The following is a 14,845-nucleotide window of genomic DNA, read 5'->3' as shown; positions in this document are numbered from 1 at the left end:
GCGACGGGGTAGAACTGGTCAGTGACCGCTTCCGCCGAGTTCCCCCGCGGCCCGCAGCGCCCTGCCGGCTGGATGAGCGCAGACGACATCGCGCGCGTCCGGACCCAGCTGCCCATCCTCTACGTCGACGCCATCCCGGTGCGGGTGGACGACTCCGGGGACGTGGTCCAGGTCGGCCTCCTCCTGCGCGTGACCCAGGAGGGCGTGATGTCCCGCGCGCTGGTCTCCGGCCGCGTGATGTACCACGAGCGGGTGCGCGACGCCCTCGTGCGGCACATCGAGAAGGACCTCGGGCCGGTCGCGCTCCCCCAGATCCCCGCGTCGCCGCAGCCGTTCACCGTGGCCGAGTACTTCCCGACGCCCGGCGTGACGCCGTACCACGACCCCCGCCAGCACGCCGTGTCGCTGGCGTACGTGGTGCCGGTGCTCGGCGACTGCCGGCCGCAGCAGGACGCGATCGACCTCGCGTGGATGACGCCCGAGGAGGCGTGCTCCGAGCAGATCCAGTTCGAGATGAACGGCGGCCAGGGCCTGCTGCTGCGCCAGGCGATGGGGCACGTCGGCCGGCTGCCGTGACGGACGCGCGGCCGCCACGGTTCGTGCTCGCGCGGGTCCTGCACGCCGTCGTCGCGCTCGCCGCGACCGTCGGCGTGTCCATGGAGGTGGTGACCGCCCTCACCAGCGACGACCCCGGCACGCGGCTCGTGCGCGTGCTCAGCTACTTCACCATCCAGGCCAACATCGTCGCCGCGATCCCGGCCGTGCTGATGGTGCTGCGCCCGGACCGCAGCGGACGGTTCTTCGCCGTGCTGCGCCTGGACGGGCTCCTGTGCATCGCGGTCACGGGGATCGTCTTCCACACGGTGCTCACCGGGCTGCGGGACCTCACTCCGGCCGGCGCGGTCTCGAACTTCCTCCTGCACACCGTGACGCCCGTCTTCGCCGTGCTGGCGTGGCTCCTCGTCGGCCCTCGACCCCGGACCACGCTCGCGGCGGTCGGCTGGTCGATCGTCTACCCGCTCGCCTGGATCGCGTACACGTTCGTCCACGGGGCGATCGTCGACTGGTACCCGTACCCGTTCCTCGACGTGTCGGAGATCGGCCTCGCCGACGCGCTCGTGCGCACCGGTGTGGTCGCCGTGATCTTCCTGGCCCTGGCGTTCGGTGCCCTCGCGCTCGAACGGGTGCTGCCCCCGGCCCCCCGGCCGGTGACCGCCACGACCTGACGGCGGAGCCTCAGCCCAGGGTGAGCTCGGGCCAGTCCGCGAGGTCCGTGCGCATCCGGCGGTCGTGGGTGGCGACGACGACCGCGGCCGAGGTGGCCCGCAGCGCGGCCGTCAGCTCGTCGACCAGCCCGACGGACAGGTGGTTGGTGGGCTCGTCGAGGATCAGCACGTGCGGCGCGGCCAGGAGCGCGCACGCGAGGTCGAACCGGCGCCGCTGGCCGACGGAGAGCTCGCGCAACGGGCGGTCCAGGTCGTCCTCGGTGAGCAGGCCCAGGGCCGCGACGGGCACCAGCTGACCCGGGTCGAGCAGCCCGGCGTCGAGCAGCGTCAGCGCGTGGCGGGCGTAGGCGTCGAACCCCGAGAGCTGCTCGGCCACACCGGCGGCGCGCGGGTGGGCGATGACGGCCGCGGCGTGCTCGGTCGGCCCCTCCTGCGCCAGCACCCCGAGCCGGACGCCCGGTGCGATCGTGCGGGCCCCGCGGTCGAGGCGTACGGATCCCGCGAGCGCGGCGAGCAGCGTCGACTTGCCGGAGCCGTTGGGGCCGGTGACCAGCAGGCGCCCGCACGCCGGCACGTCGATGCGGACGCCCGCGAGGTCGAGCCGACCGACCACCAGCGGCGCGCGCAGGTCGAGCAGGGGCCCGGGCTGCGGCTCGGGCGGCAGCGAGGGGAGGTCCGGGAAGGTGAGGACGAGCGGCGGCGTGGGGACCTCGACCGCCTCGGCCTCGAGCTTCTGGATCAACCGGTCCGCCGCCTTGACGTGGCCGCGCGCCCGGGTGGCCCGTCGGTGCGCCTGCGAGCCCTTGGGCGGCCGCCACTCGTCGGAGAGGTTCTCGTACGTCGAGTCGAGCCGCTCGGCCAGCTGCAGCGCGCGCTTGCGCTCGGCCCGGTGCCGCGCCCGCCACCTGCGGACCATCTGGCTCTTGAGGAACCGGTAGTCCGAGTACCTGGTCGCCCCGTACAGCGCGGGTCGGCCGTCCATCGCCGGGTCGAGGTCGAGGATCGCGGTCATCACGTCGTCGAGCAGCCGGCGGTCGTGGGTGACGATGACGACGGCGCCGGGCCACTGGCGCAGCTGCGACGTGAGGTAGTCGATCCCCGCGGCGTCGAGGTGGTTGGTCGGCTCGTCCAGCAGCAGCACGTCGGCGCGCTCACCCACGCGGCACGCCAGCCGCACCCGGTACCGCTCCCCGACGCTCAGCTGGTCGAGTCGCCGCTCCGGGTCCCGCGGGGCGCCGAAGCGCGTGAGGGCCTCGTCGACGCGCCGGTCGGCGTCCCAGGCGGCCAGGTTCTCGTAGCGCGCGACCGCTCCCGTCAGGCGCGCGAGGTCGCCGGACTCGTGGTCGAACGCGGCGATCGCCGCCTCGAGCTCGCCCGCGGCGGCGCGGACCCCGGCCAGCGCTTCGCCGACGAACGTGCCGACCGTCGCGCCCCCGGGCGCGTCGAGCTCCTGCTCGACGGAGGCCAGCGAGCCCGACCGCCGCACGCTCCCGGCATGCGGGGCCAGCTCGCCGGCGAGCAGCCGGAGCAGGGTCGTCTTGCCCGCGCCGTTCTCGCCGACCACGCCGACCCGGTCACCCGCGCTGACCGTCAGGTCGACGCGGTCGAGCACGGGGTGCCCGGGGTAGCCGTACGTGACGGCCTCCGCGACGAGCTGGACGGTCTCACTCACCGCAGGTCATCCGCCGAGCACCCGGACCAGCGTGGGCACCAGGGCACGGAACGCGGTGCCGCGGTGGCTGATCGCGTTCTTCTCCTCGGGCGTCAGCTCGGCGCACGACCGGGTCTCACCCGTCGGCACCAGGATCGGGTCGTACCCGAAGCCGCCCGTGCCGCGAGGCCGGTCCGCCAGGACGCCCTCGAGCGTGCCCGTCTCGACGTGCTCGAAGCCGTCGGGCGTGACCAGCGCGGCGGCGCAGACGAAGCGGGCGCCGCGGTGCGGGGCGGCGATGTCCGCCAGCTGCGCGAGCAGGAGGTCGAGGTTCGCCGCGTCGTCGCCGTGCCGCCCGGCCCAGCGGGCCGAGAAGATTCCGGGGGCGCCCCCGAGGACGTCGACGGCCAGCCCGGAGTCGTCCGCGACCGCCGGCAGACCCGTGAACGCCGCGAGCGCACGCGCCTTGAGCAGCGCGTTCTCGGCGAACGTCACGCCGTCCTCGACCGGCTCGGGAGCGCCGACGTCCCGGGCCCCGACCACCGACGCCGGGTCGAGCCCGGGCAGCACGGGCGCCAGGATCGCGCGCAGCTCACCGACCTTGTGCCCGTTGTGGGTGGCGAGCACCAGCCGGGCGCCGGTCGGCACGCTCACCGCGGGAGCCGGGTGGCCGAGCCGTCACCGCGCTGAGCCGCGAGCGCCGCGACCTGCAGCGCCGTGAGCTGCGCGGTGCCGGCGACGGCGAGGTCCAGCAGCGAGTCGAGCTCCGCGCGGTCGAACGGCGCGTGCTCGGCCGTGCCCTGGACCTCGACGAACGTGCCCGAGCCGGTGACCACGACGTTCATGTCCGTCTCGGCGCGGACGTCCTCGACGTACGGCAGGTCCAGCACCGGCTGACCGTCGACGATGCCGACGCTCACCGCCGCCACCGAGTCGCGCAGCACGACCTTGTTCTTCGGGATGTGCTTGTTCTCGACGGCCCACGCGACCGCGTCGACGAGCGCGACGTACGCGCCGGTGATCGACGCCGTGCGCGTGCCGCCGTCGGCCTGCAGCACGTCGCAGTCGAGCACGATCGTGTTCTCCCCCAGCGCCGAGACGTCGATGATCGCCCGAAGCGACCGGCCGATCAGGCGCGAGATCTCGTGCGTGCGCCCGCCTATGCGACCCTTGACCGACTCGCGGTCGGAGCGGCTGTTCGTGGCCCGCGGGAGCATCGAGTACTCCGCGGTGACCCAGCCCTCGCCGGACCCCTTCTTCCAGCGGGGCACGCCGGGCGTGAACGAGGCGACGCAGAGCACCTTGGTGCCGCCGAACTCGACCAGCACGCTGCCCTCCCCGGCCTCGAGGAACCCACGGGTCAGGGTCACCGGGCGCAGCTCGTCGGGGGCGCGGCCGTCGGCCCGGACGCGCGCGAGGGAGGACGTGGACGGAGCAGAAGTCATGGCGAGGAGCCTAACCGCGCCGCCCGACAGGCCCCGACGGCGTCCGGGCTACAGGACGTGCACGCCGCCCGGTGCGGCGAGGTCGATCGGGCCGTCGTACACCGCGGCGGCCTCCGCCCGCGTGGTCGCGGGGTCGTTCCAGGCGGGGATGTGCGTGAGCACCAGCCGTCCGACGCCTCCGCGCGCCGCGGCCTCGCCCGCCCGCCGGCCGGTCAGGTGGACGCCGCGCAGGGCGTCGTCGCGCCCCTCGAGGTACGCGGCCTCGGAGAGCAGGAGGTCGGCGCCGGCGGCGAGGGTGTCGAGGCCGGCGCACGCGTCGGTGTCGCCGGTGTAGGCGAGCGTCACGGTCCGCGCCGGGTCCAGGTCGCTCGGCCCGGTGACGCGGACGCCGAACGCCGGGATCGGGTGCTCGACGGGCACCGGCTCCAGGGTCAGGGGGCCGACCGCGACCGGCGACCCCGCCTGCCACTCGACGACGTCGAACTGGCCGTCGGTGCTGGTGGCCGGGTCCTTGCCGGACAGCTGGGCGAGCCGCTCGGTGGTGCCCGCCGGACCGTGCACGGCGACCGGGTCGCACCGGCCGTCGGGGTGGTAGCGCCGCAGCACGTTGAGGACCGCCAGGTCCGCCACGTGGTCGGCGTGCAGGTGCGACAGCCCGATCGCGTCGAGACGGGTCGGGTCGCCGTACCGCTGCAGCGCGCTGAGCGCACCGTTGCCGAGATCGAGCAGGACCGTCCACGTGCGCCCCTCGGCGTCGTCGGCCTGGACGAGGTAGCCCGACGCCGCGGAGTCCGGACCGGGGAACGAACCGGCGCAGCCGAGGACCGTCAGCCTCATCGCAGCGCCGCGCTGGACTCGACGCTCTCGACCTCGGGGCCGAGGAACCGCCGCGCGAGGGTGCGGAACTGCGCCGGGTCGCCGGTGGCGAGGAACCGGTGCACGGGCGCCCCGGCGGCCGGGTCCCGCTCGAGGTCGTGGGCGACCAGCGTGCGGTACACGTCCTTGGCCGTCTCCTCGGCGCTCGACACGAGGGTGACCTCCTCGCCCATGACGTACGAGATCGCGCCGGTGAGCAGCGGGTAGTGCGTGCACCCGAGGACGAGGGTGTCGACGCCCGCCTCCCGGACCGGGTCCAGGTACTCGTGCGCGAGTGCCAGGACCTCGGGGCCGGAGGTGATCCCCGCCTCCACCAGCGGCACGAACTGCGGGCACGCCTGCGTGGTCAGCTCGATCCCCGGGGCGACGGCGAACGCGTCGTCGTAGGACCGCGACTCGACGGTGGCCTTCGTCGCGATGACGCCGATCCGCCCGGACCGGGTGGCGGACACGGCGCGGCGGGCCGCCGGCAGGATCACCTCGACCACGGGGATCCCGCGGCGCAGCGTGTACCGCTCGCGGGCGTCGCGCAGCATCGCCGACGACGCCGTGTTGCACGCGATGACCAGCAGCTTCACGCCGGCGTCGACCAGGTCGTCCATGACCTCGAGCGCGTGCGCCCGCACCGCGGCGAGCGGCTTGCTGCCGTAGGGCGTGTTGAGCGTGTCGCCGATGTAGAGGGTGGACTCCTGGGGCAGCTGGTCGAGGATCGACCGTGCCACGGTGAGCCCCCCGACGCCGGAGTCGAAGATGCCGATCGGGGCGTCGTTCACGCGGACGAGCCTAACGGCTGCGCGGTCACGGTCCCGCCGGACGCCCGGAGGCGCGCAGGTCGTGCAGCAGCATCTCGACCAGCGACTCCTGCAGCCAGCTCAGCGCACCGTAGACCGCGACCAGGTAGCGACGGGCGGCGGGGTCCAGCTCCTCGGGCACGGCGTCGTGGATCTGCGCCTGCGGCGAGACCAGGAGCGAGTCGTACAGCCGCTCCGCCTGCTCGTCGGTGCGGATGTCGAGGCGTTCGGCCAGGACGAGGCGCAGGTCGGTCAGGGCCCCGGCGACGTCCCGGGCGTCGAGCGGGTCGACGACGAACGCGTCGGCCCGCCAGCCCTCCGTCGGCGTCGTCAGGGCGGTCCAGAGCCTGGTCAGCCGCGCGATCTTGTCGGCCCGCAGGTCGTCCTCGGTGAGGCGACGGAACTCGGCGGCGACCTCCGGGTCGTCCCGGGACGCGTCCGGCAGCAGCCGGCGCACCGCGGGGTCGGTCGGGGGGGTGATGGGCTCGAGGCTCATGCGGGGCGTGCCGTCCGCCGCGGGGACCGTCGCCGGGTCGGGCGCCTCGAGCCGCCCTGCACCCAGCAGCTCGGCCACGTCCGCGACCAGCGCGGCGATCACCCCGCGCTCGTCGTCGTCCAGGCGCGCGGCGTACATCCCCCGACGACGCTTGAACGCCCGCATCACTGCCCGCTGCGCTGGAGGGTCGCCCAGAGACCGAACCCGTGCATCGCCTGCACATCGACCTCCATCGCCTCGAGCGAACCCGTCGAGACCACGGCCCGCCCCTGCTCGTGCACCTGGCGCATCAGTCGCTCGGCCTTCTGCCGCGAGTGACCGAAGTACGACTCGAACACGTACGTCACGTAGCTCATGAGATTGACCGGGTCGTTCCACACGATGGTCACCCACGGATCGGCGACCGCCGCCTCCTGAGCCTCCTCGACGTCGGCGTCGGGGAGGGTCTGCACTGGCACGCCGTCCACTGTAGGTGGGAGATGTGTCGGGTGGGCACGCGCGGTCGCGGCGGTCCGCCTACGTTGGGGCCATGACGGCCCCGCAGGCGCCCAGCGCCGCGCTCCTGACCGACCGGTACGAGCTCACGATGCTGCAGGCCGCGCTGGCCGACGGCACCGCGCAGCGCCGGTGCGTCTTCGAGGTGTTCACGCGCCGCCTCCCGCACGGCCGGCGGTACGCGGTGCTGGCCGGGACGGGCCGGGTGCTCGAGTCGCTCGAGCGGTTCCGGTTCGGCGCCGCGGAGCTCGACTGGCTCGCGCAGGGCGGCGTGGTCGACGACGCGACGCTCGCCTACCTCGAGGGCTATCGGTTCGGCGGCTCGATCGCCGGGTACGCCGAGGGCGAGGTGTTCTTCCCGTCGTCGCCGGTCATGGTGGTCGAGGGCACGTTCGCCGAGGCGGTCCTGCTCGAGACGCTGGTGCTCTCGATCCTCAACTTCGACTCGGCCGTCGCGTCGGCCGCGTCCCGCATGACCAGCGCGGCCCTCGAGCGGCCGTGCCTCGAGATGGGCTCGCGCCGCGCGCACGAGGAGGCCGCCGTCGCCGCCGCGCGAGCCGCGGTCGTCGCAGGCTTCGCCGGGACGTCGAACCTCGAGGCGGGGCGGCGCTACGGCCTGCCGACGATCGGCACGGCCGCGCACGCGTTCACGCTCCTGCACGACGACGAGAAGGAGGCCTTCACGGCCCAGGTGGCGGCGCAGGGCGTCGGCACGACCCTGCTGGTCGACACGTACGACGTGCGCCGCGGGGTCGAGAACGCGCTCGCCTCTGCCGGCCCCGAGCTGGGGGCCGTGCGGCTCGACTCCGGCGACCTCGGCGTCCTCGCGCACGAGGTCCGCGCCCAGCTGGACGAGGCGGGCGCCCGCGCGACGAAGATCGTCGTGACGTCCGACCTCGACGAGTACGCGATCGCCGCGCTCGCAGTCGCGCCGGTCGACAGCTACGGCGTCGGCACGTCCGTGGTGACGGGCTCCGGCGCCCCGACCTGCGGGATGGTCTACAAGCTCGTCGCCCGCGAGGGGGCCGACGGCGCGCTCGCCCCGGTGGCCAAGGCGGCGCGCGGCAAGGTCAGCGTGGGCGGCCGCAAGTCGGCGGCCCGCCGGCGCGACGGCGACGGGCGGGCGGTCGAGGAGGTGCTGGTCACCGGTGCCGATGCCGACGTGCGCGCCTGGGCGCCGACGGACCCGTCCCTGCGGCCGTTGCTGGTCCCTCTGGTCGCCGACGGTGTCGTCGATCCGCGCTGGGTCGGCGCCGACGCCGTCCGGGTGGCAGCAGAACGGCACCGCGCCTCGCGGGACGAGCTGCCGCGCGGGGCGCGACGACTGTCTGCCGACGAGGCAGCGGTGCCGACGGTGACGCTGCGGCTCGAGGACTGAGAGGGCTCGAGCCGCAGCGTCGGCTGCCGTGCTGCTGGTGCCGCGGGCGCCCGACGTCGTCAGGCGTCGGCGCCGCGGCGGTGTGGCCGGGAGCGGTCCGCGGTCACGGACACGCGGGGGCGCTACCCGGCCTGGCTAGACCCGCGAGCCGCGCCGACCGACGAGTCCGAGGATCAGGCTGACGACGAGCACGATCACGCCGATCCAGATGAGCCAGTGTCCGATGGTGGTCGCGACGCCGAGAATGACGAGGACGACACCGACGAGGATGAGGATGAGCCAGGTAGGCATGGGTTGACCCTTTCGATCTGTGGTCACCTATCGGGCATCCGGGGGTACCCGGCGCCGTGTGCAACAGATCAAATCTGGCAGCGTCGGACCCCCTCGGCACGTCGAACGAAAAGTTGCGCGGGAGAACCGCAATGCTATGTGGGCGCGCGTCCAGCGCCGTGACCTGCGGCTTTACCCTCTTGTGGGAGTGACCACATGCTGAGACGGGCCTTGCGGCACCGGGTGAAACCCGAGTAGCCGACTCGCCCGCCGGCGGATCAACGCTTGCCGACGAACCACCCGCGGACCATCGCGACCCGCGCGGTGAGCTGGTCGGGGTCGGCCAGCGCCACCTCGGGCCCGCCGCACCGCCGTCGCAGCTCGTTGTGCACGGACCCGTGCGGCTGCCCGCTCTTGCGCGCCCACGCCCCGACCAGCTGCGAGAGCTCCTTGCGCAGCTCCGCCTGCTTGCGGTGGTCCATCTCCGCCACGGGCTCGGCCGCCTTCCTGCGACCGCTGATCTGGTCGGCCTGCCGCTGCCGCAGGAGCGCCGAGACCTGGTCGGCGTCGAGCAGCCCGGGCAGCCCGAGGAAGTCGAGCTCCTCCTCGGAGCCCATCTCCGCCCCGGTGCCGAACTCGCCGCCGTCGAACAGCACGCGGTCGAACGACGCCTGCGCCTCGAGGGCCTCGAACGCCCCCTGCTTGCCGTCGGGGCCGACCTCGTCCGGCCCGTTGCGCTCGCGGTTCGCCTCGGCCAGCGCGTCGTCGTCGAGGCCGACGTCGACGCCCTGCTCCTCCAGCGTCTTGGGGCGGTCGAGGGCGTGGTCGCGCTCGAGCTCGAGCGTGTGGGCCAGGGCGAGCAGCTGCGGGACGCTGGGCAGGAACACCGAGGCGGTCTCGCCCCGCCGCCGGGCGCGGACGAACCGGCCCACGGCCTGCGCGAAGAACAGGGGCGTCGCCGTGCTGGTGGCGTAGACGCCGACGGCCAGCCGGGGCACGTCGACCCCCTCGGACACCATCCGCACGGCGACCAGCCAGCGGGAGTCGCCCGCGGAGAACTCGTCGATCCGGTCGCTCGCGCCGTCGTCGTCCGACAGCACGATGGTCGGCGACCTCCCCGTGATCCGGGCGAGGTGGCCGGCGTAGGCGCGGGCGTCGGTCTGGTCGGTCGCGATGACCATCGCGCCCGCGTCGGGGATCGCCCGGCGGACCTCGGAGAGCCGCTTGTCCGCCGCCGCCAGCACGCTGGGAATCCACTCGCCGTTGGGGTCGAGCGCCGTCCGCCACGCCTGCGCGGTGATGTCCTTGGTGAGCGGCTCCCCCAGTCGCGCGCTGATCTCGTCGCCGGCCTTGGTGCGCCAGCGCATCGAGCCGCTGTAGGACAGGAAGATCACCGGGCGCACGACGTGGTCGCGCAGCGCGTCGCCGTACCCGTACGTGTAGTCGGCGACGCTGCGCCGGATGCCGTCGCTCCTGCGGTCGTAACGCACGAACGGGATGGCCGCGGTGTCGGACCGGAACGGCGTTCCCGTCAGCGCGAGCCGTCGGGTGGCCCCCTCGAACGCCTCGCGCACGGCGTCGCCCCAGGACAGCGCGTCACCGCCGTGGTGCACCTCGTCGAGGATCACCAGGGTGGGCGCCGCCGCCGTGCGGGCCGCGTGCAGCGCGGGCTTGCTGGCCACCTGCGCGTACGTCACGGCGACACCGTCGAACCCGTGGCCGTGCCGGCCCTGCGCGTTGCTGAAGTTGGGGTCGAGCGTGATGCCCACCCGCGCGGCGGCGTCGGCCCACTGCCGCTTGAGGTGCTCCGTGGGCGCGACGACGGTCACGCGCCGGACCAGCTTCGCCTCGAGCAGCTCGGTGGCGATCCGCAGGGCGAACGTCGTCTTGCCCGCTCCGGGCGTGGCGACCGCGAGGAAGTCCCGCGGGTTCGCCATGCGGTACTGCTCGATCGCCTCGGCCTGCCACGCGCGCAGCTTGCCCGCGGTCCCCCACGGCGCACGCGCGGGGAACGCCGGCGGGAGCTGCGAGGCCGCCGACGAGGAGGCGTGGGTGGACGGGAGGGACGACGGACGCGGGGCGGCCGTCACGCGCCGCCGCTGCCGGGGTTACGGCCGAAGCCCCACTTGCGACCGCCGCCCGAGCCCTTGCCGCCCTCGTTCTTGTCGCCGTCCTGCGGCTCGCGCAGACCCTCGTAGATCTCCTTGCAGACCGGGCAGACCGGAAACTTGTTCGGGTCCCGGCCCGGCACCCAGACCTTGCCGCAGAGCGCGATGACGGGCTTGCCGCTCAGCGCGGAGTCGAGGATCTTCTCCTTGCGCACGTAGTGCGCGAAGCGCTCGTGGTCACCCGGCTCGACCTGCTCGACGGTCTCCTCGCGCTCCAGCACGCTGGTCGACGTACCCGGGTCGGAGGAGAACGGGTCGTCGGGTCCGGTGCTCGGAGGCAGGGGCTCGCTCATGGCGACGAGTGTACGTCGGGGGTCCGACGCTCCCCGGGTGAGTCCGGCGTGCGGAACCTCACCGCGCAGGCTCAGAGCCCCTGCCAGTCGGGCTTCGCGGCGAACGTCTCGCGGTAGTAGTCGGCGAGCTGGAGGCGGCTCGCGGCCGCGTCGTCGACGAGCACTGTGACGTGCGGGTGGTGCTGCATGATCGTCGCCGGCCACATGGCGCTGACCGGCCCCTCGACCAGCTGGTGCACGGCCTCGGCCTTGCCCTTGCCCGTCGCCAGGAGCACCAGGTGCCGCGCCGCCATGATCGTGGCGAGCCCCTGGGTGAGGCAGTGCTGCGGGACCAGGTCGATGTCCCCGCCGAAGAAGCGGGCGTTGTCCTCGCGGGTCTGGCGGGTCAGCGTCTTGATGCGCGTGCGCGAGGCCAGCGACGAGCCCGGCTCGTTGAACGCGATGTGCCCGTCGGTGCCGATGCCGAGGATCTGCAGGTCGACGCCGCCGACCGCGGCGATCGCGTCCTCGTACGCGGCGCAGGCCGCGACCAGGTCGTCGGCGAGCCCGTCCGGCCCCTGCACGGCACCCGGGGCGAAGTCGACGCGGGAGGCGATCTCCCGCTCGATGACGTTGCGGTACCGCTCGGGGTGGTCCGCCGCGAGACCGACGTACTCGTCGAGCATGAAGGCGCGGGTGCGGGCGAACGACAGCCCGTGCTCGACGTGCCGGCGGGCCAGCTCGTCGTAGACGGCCAGCGGGCTCGAGCCCGTCGCCAGGCCCAGCACCGCGTCGGGCTGCGCGCGCACCAGCTGCTCGATCGCGGCGGCGGCGAGCCGGCCCAGCTCGGGGCCGGGCGCGATGACGACCTCCATCAGACGTACTCCCCTCTGCCCAGCAGCGCCGCACCGACGGCGCCGACCGGGATGTCGGCAGGCGCGAGGCTCACGCGCCGCGCGAGCCCCATGGACGCCAGGAACGGCGACGCCTGGGCCTCGCGCTCCAGCTCCGCGGTGATCGCGCGCAGCAGCGGCTGCCCGAGGGCGCTGACGCCACCCCCGATGACGACGAGCTCGACGTCGCAGGTGAGGACCAGGATCCGCACGGCCGCGGCGACGGCCCAGGCGAACCGGTCCCTGATCTCGATCGCCTGCGGGTCACCGGCCTCGGCCGCGACGAAGAGCTCCTCGGGCGCGGGCCGCCCGTATCGGCTGGGCCAGGCGGCGTCGAGCGCCGACCCCGAGGCGTACTGCTCCAGGCAGCCCAGCTGCCCGCACTTGCACGGCAGACCGTCGGGCACGAGCGTCAGGTGACCGATCTCCCCCGCGCCGCCCGTCGAGCCCCGGCGCAGCCGGCCCTCGAGCAGCAGCCCGGCGGCAAGACCGGTGCCGAGCGCGAGGAAGGCGAGGTCGTGCACGACGTCGGCGTCGGACGCCGCGTGCTGGCCGTCGACCGTGTGGGCCGCGCCGACGACCGCCACGGTGAGGTCGTTCTCCACCCGCACCGGCAGCCCGAGCCGGGCCGCGACCAGCGCGGCCAGCGGCGTGCGCTGCTCGATGCCGAGGTTGACCGCGTGCTCGACCGTGCCGTCGGCGGCGTCGACGACGCCCGGCAGGCCGATGCCCACCCCGGCCAGCTCGGCGACGGGCACACCCGCACTGGCGGCGAGCTCCTCGACGACGGACACGACCGTGTCGACCACCCCGTCCGCCCCGCCGACCGTGGCCGAGCGCAGCTGGTGCCGCACGACGCCCCCGGCATCCATGAGGACCCCGAGCACCTTGGTGCCGCCGACGTCCAGCCCGACCGACCACGGGCGCGTTCCCCCGTCCGACACCAGCTCGTGCGGCGTCGGGATCCCCTGCGCGTTCACGTCAGCCCTTCACCGCACCCGCGACGAGCCCGGACGTCATCTTGTTCTGCACGAACAAGAAGAACACGATGACGGGGATCGCGATGAGCGCCGAGCCGGCCATGACGACGCCCCAGTCGGTGGCGCGGTTGGACTCGACGAGCCCCTGCAGCCACAGCGGCAGCGTGCGCTGCGCGGGGTCGGTCATGACGACGAGGGCCAGGGTGTACTCGTTCCACGCCTGCAGGAACCCGTAGACGCCTGCGGCGACCAGACCGGGGGCGAGCAGCGGGAACGTGATCCGGAAGAAGGCGGCGGTGCGCGAGAGCCCGTCGACCATCCCGGCCTCCTCGAGCTCGATGGGCACGCCGGCCACGAACCCGCGCAGCATCCAGATGGTGAAGGGCAGGATCGCCGCGGTGTAGACCAGCGCCAGGCCGGCCACCTTGTTCACCAGGTTCCAGCCGTCGAGCATCTGGTACTGCGAGATGAACAGACCCTCGGCCGGGATCATCTGCACGACGAGGATCGTCAGGATGAAGCCCTTGCGCCCGCGGAACCGGAACCGGCTGACGGCGAGCGCGGCGAGGAACGCGAAGATCAGGGCGGCGATCAGGACGATGACGACGACCGCCAGCGAGACGCGCATCGCGGCCCAGAACGTCGGGTCGTTCAGCACGCGCCGGAAGTTCGACAGCGTGCCGCCCAGCGGGAAGAACGTGGGGTTCGGCGTCTGCAGCTTGTTCAGCGGCAGGAACGCGCTGTTGATCATCCAGTAGATGGGGAAGACCCACACCACGGCCAGGACGACGGCGAGGGCGCCGAGGGCGCGGCGGCCACCGCGGGACTGCGCGCGACCGGCCTCGGACGACGTGGGCTGCTTGCCGAGCGGGATCTCGCTCGGGGTGGCCTGCGGCGCGGGTGCCGGGACGTCGACGGTGCTCACAGCTCGTCCTCCTTCAGCATCTGCCGGATGTAGAAGCCGGTCAGGGCGAGCGTCAGCACCAGCATGATCGTGGCGAGCGCGCCGGCCATGGAGAACTCCTTGGCGTACGAGTAGATGAGGGTGCCCAGCAGGTTGGTCTCGCGCGTCGGCGCGCCGGCCCGCTGGAGCACGTAGATCTGCGTGAAGACCTTGAGGTCCCAGATGACCTGCAGCAGCAGCACGATCGAGAGGACCGGCCGGATCATCGGGATCGTGATGTTCCAGAACCGCTGGCGCGACGAGGCGCCGTCGAGCTGGGCGGCCTCCATCGTCTCCTCGGGGACCTGCAGCAGCCCGGCGTACACGGAGAACGCGACGAACGGCACGGACATCCACACGACGATGACGGTCGCCACGAAGTAGAAGGACAGCGGCTGGATGATCCAGGAGTGGCCGGCCATGTCGTCGAGGCCGAAGACGTGGGCCAGGACCCAGTTGATGACGCCGTACTGCGAGTCGAAGAGCCACTGCCACACGGTCATCGAGGCGAGCACCGGGGTCCCCCAGGCCAGCAGCAGCGAGACCTGCAGCGTGATGCGCGAGAACGTGCTGATCCGCGACATGAGGACCGCGAACGCGATGCCGATGAGCATCGTCACGGCGGCGTTGACCAGGCAGAAGGCGATCGAGCGCCCGATGACGGCCCACACGTACGGGTCGGTCAGCAGGTCGACGTAGTTCTGCAGGCCGACCCACTCGGCGGGCTGGCCGAACTGCTGGCGCAGGCCGTACTCCTGGAAGGAGATGACGAACTGGCGGACCAGCGGGTAGCCGAGCGCGACGCCCATGAGGATCGCGGCGGGGACGAGCAGGCCGTACACGCCGAGCTTGCGGCGGCGGCGGCGCGGGAAGGCGACGGCGACGTCGTCCGTCTGCAGCGCGGGGGCAGAGGCTGCCATGGGGAACTCCTGTCTGGTGGCGCGACCGGGCCGGCCTGCGT

17 protein-coding genes are annotated in these 14,845 nt (G+C 73.6%); 3 read left to right on the top strand and 14 right to left on the bottom strand.

Going from position 1 to position 14,845, the window contains the following annotated elements; genetic code table 11:
* Positions 1 to 21 precede the first annotated feature (21 nt).
* Both AC1DWH_RS09000 and AC1DWH_RS08995 read left to right on the top strand, forming a co-directional pair.
* Positions 22 to 576 carry an NUDIX hydrolase family protein gene (locus AC1DWH_RS09000; protein WP_456844556.1) on the top strand — a complete coding sequence of 185 codons (555 nt, stop codon included), beginning with the start codon at positions 22 to 24 and terminating at the stop codon, positions 574 to 576.
* Positions 573 to 1,226 (top strand): Pr6Pr family membrane protein, encoded by a 654-nt coding sequence (locus AC1DWH_RS08995; protein WP_477093393.1) that lies wholly within the window; start codon positions 573 to 575, stop codon positions 1,224 to 1,226. The genes AC1DWH_RS09000 and AC1DWH_RS08995 overlap by 4 nt, the downstream gene beginning before the upstream one ends.
* Before the next feature lie 10 nt (positions 1,227 to 1,236).
* Here the strand turns inward: AC1DWH_RS08995 and AC1DWH_RS08990 are convergent, their stop codons facing one another.
* Genes AC1DWH_RS08990 through clpS form a run of 7 tightly spaced genes read right to left on the bottom strand, consistent with a single transcriptional unit; the run spans position 1,237 to position 6,943 of the window.
* Positions 1,237 to 2,898: an ABC-F family ATP-binding cassette domain-containing protein gene (locus AC1DWH_RS08990; protein WP_477093392.1), complete on the bottom strand. Its 1,662-nt coding sequence runs from the start codon at positions 2,896 to 2,898 to the stop codon at positions 1,237 to 1,239.
* A 6-nt stretch (positions 2,899 to 2,904) separates the two neighbouring features.
* Positions 2,905 to 3,531, bottom strand: coding sequence for an RdgB/HAM1 family non-canonical purine NTP pyrophosphatase (gene rdgB / locus AC1DWH_RS08985; protein WP_477093391.1), 627 nt, complete (start codon positions 3,529 to 3,531; stop codon positions 2,905 to 2,907).
* On the bottom strand, positions 3,528 to 4,322 hold the full coding sequence (gene rph, locus AC1DWH_RS08980; RefSeq protein WP_477093390.1) for a ribonuclease PH: 795 nt from the start codon (positions 4,320 to 4,322) through the stop codon (positions 3,528 to 3,530). Before rph ends, rdgB begins: the two co-directional genes overlap by 4 nt.
* Positions 4,323 to 4,370: 48 nt before the next feature.
* Positions 4,371 to 5,159, bottom strand: a complete 789-nt coding sequence (locus AC1DWH_RS08975) for an MBL fold metallo-hydrolase (protein WP_477093389.1) — start codon at positions 5,157 to 5,159, stop codon at positions 4,371 to 4,373.
* Positions 5,156 to 5,971, bottom strand: a complete 816-nt coding sequence (murI, locus tag AC1DWH_RS08970) for a glutamate racemase (RefSeq protein WP_477093388.1) — start codon at positions 5,969 to 5,971, stop codon at positions 5,156 to 5,158. The genes AC1DWH_RS08975 and murI overlap by 4 nt, the downstream gene beginning before the upstream one ends.
* Positions 5,972 to 5,996: 25 nt before the next feature.
* On the bottom strand, positions 5,997 to 6,650 hold the full coding sequence (locus AC1DWH_RS08965) for a DUF2017 domain-containing protein (protein WP_477093387.1): 654 nt from the start codon (positions 6,648 to 6,650) through the stop codon (positions 5,997 to 5,999).
* Positions 6,650 to 6,943, bottom strand: coding sequence for an ATP-dependent Clp protease adapter ClpS (gene clpS, locus AC1DWH_RS08960; protein WP_456844564.1), 294 nt, complete (start codon positions 6,941 to 6,943; stop codon positions 6,650 to 6,652). Before clpS ends, AC1DWH_RS08965 begins: the two co-directional genes overlap by 1 nt.
* Positions 6,944 to 7,014: 71 nt before the next feature.
* Here clpS and AC1DWH_RS08955 point away from each other — a divergent pair, with 71 nt between their 5' ends.
* Positions 7,015 to 8,358, top strand: a complete 1,344-nt coding sequence (locus tag AC1DWH_RS08955) for a nicotinate phosphoribosyltransferase (RefSeq protein WP_477093386.1) — start codon at positions 7,015 to 7,017, stop codon at positions 8,356 to 8,358.
* Between the two features lie 135 nt (positions 8,359 to 8,493).
* Here the strand turns inward: AC1DWH_RS08955 and AC1DWH_RS08950 are convergent, their stop codons facing one another.
* From AC1DWH_RS08950 to AC1DWH_RS08920, 7 genes are all read right to left on the bottom strand, one after another.
* Complete coding sequence (locus AC1DWH_RS08950; protein ID WP_456844566.1) at positions 8,494 to 8,649, bottom strand: hypothetical protein; 156 nt, start codon at positions 8,647 to 8,649, stop codon at positions 8,494 to 8,496.
* Positions 8,650 to 8,906: 257 nt separating this feature from the next.
* Positions 8,907 to 10,718, bottom strand: a complete 1,812-nt coding sequence (locus AC1DWH_RS08945; protein WP_477093385.1) for a DEAD/DEAH box helicase — start codon at positions 10,716 to 10,718, stop codon at positions 8,907 to 8,909.
* Entirely contained in the window at positions 10,715 to 11,089 is a 375-nt protein-coding gene (locus AC1DWH_RS08940; protein ID WP_456825908.1) for a DUF3039 domain-containing protein, read from the bottom strand. The genes AC1DWH_RS08945 and AC1DWH_RS08940 overlap by 4 nt, the downstream gene beginning before the upstream one ends.
* 71 nt (positions 11,090 to 11,160) lie before the next feature.
* A complete protein-coding gene (nagB, locus tag AC1DWH_RS08935; protein ID WP_456844569.1) occupies positions 11,161 to 11,943 on the bottom strand; it encodes a glucosamine-6-phosphate deaminase in 783 nt (260 codons plus the stop codon).
* Complete coding sequence (locus tag AC1DWH_RS08930; RefSeq protein ID WP_477093384.1) at positions 11,943 to 12,941, bottom strand: ROK family protein; 999 nt, start codon at positions 12,939 to 12,941, stop codon at positions 11,943 to 11,945. The genes nagB and AC1DWH_RS08930 overlap by 1 nt, the downstream gene beginning before the upstream one ends.
* 1 nt (position 12,942) lies before the next feature.
* Positions 12,943 to 13,815, bottom strand: coding sequence for a carbohydrate ABC transporter permease (locus tag AC1DWH_RS08925; RefSeq protein WP_477093621.1), 873 nt, complete (start codon positions 13,813 to 13,815; stop codon positions 12,943 to 12,945).
* A 47-nt stretch (positions 13,816 to 13,862) separates the two neighbouring features.
* The gene (locus tag AC1DWH_RS08920; protein WP_456844571.1) at positions 13,863 to 14,804 is read right to left on the bottom strand and encodes a carbohydrate ABC transporter permease; all 942 of its coding nucleotides are present in this window, start codon (positions 14,802 to 14,804) and stop codon (positions 13,863 to 13,865) included.
* Positions 14,805 to 14,845: the final 41 nt, after the last annotated feature.

It is taken from the genome of Cellulomonas sp. P2_F12 (assembly GCF_056403775.1).
Note: the sequence above shows the minus strand (reverse complement) of the source record. Positions and strands in the feature narration are given on the sequence as shown.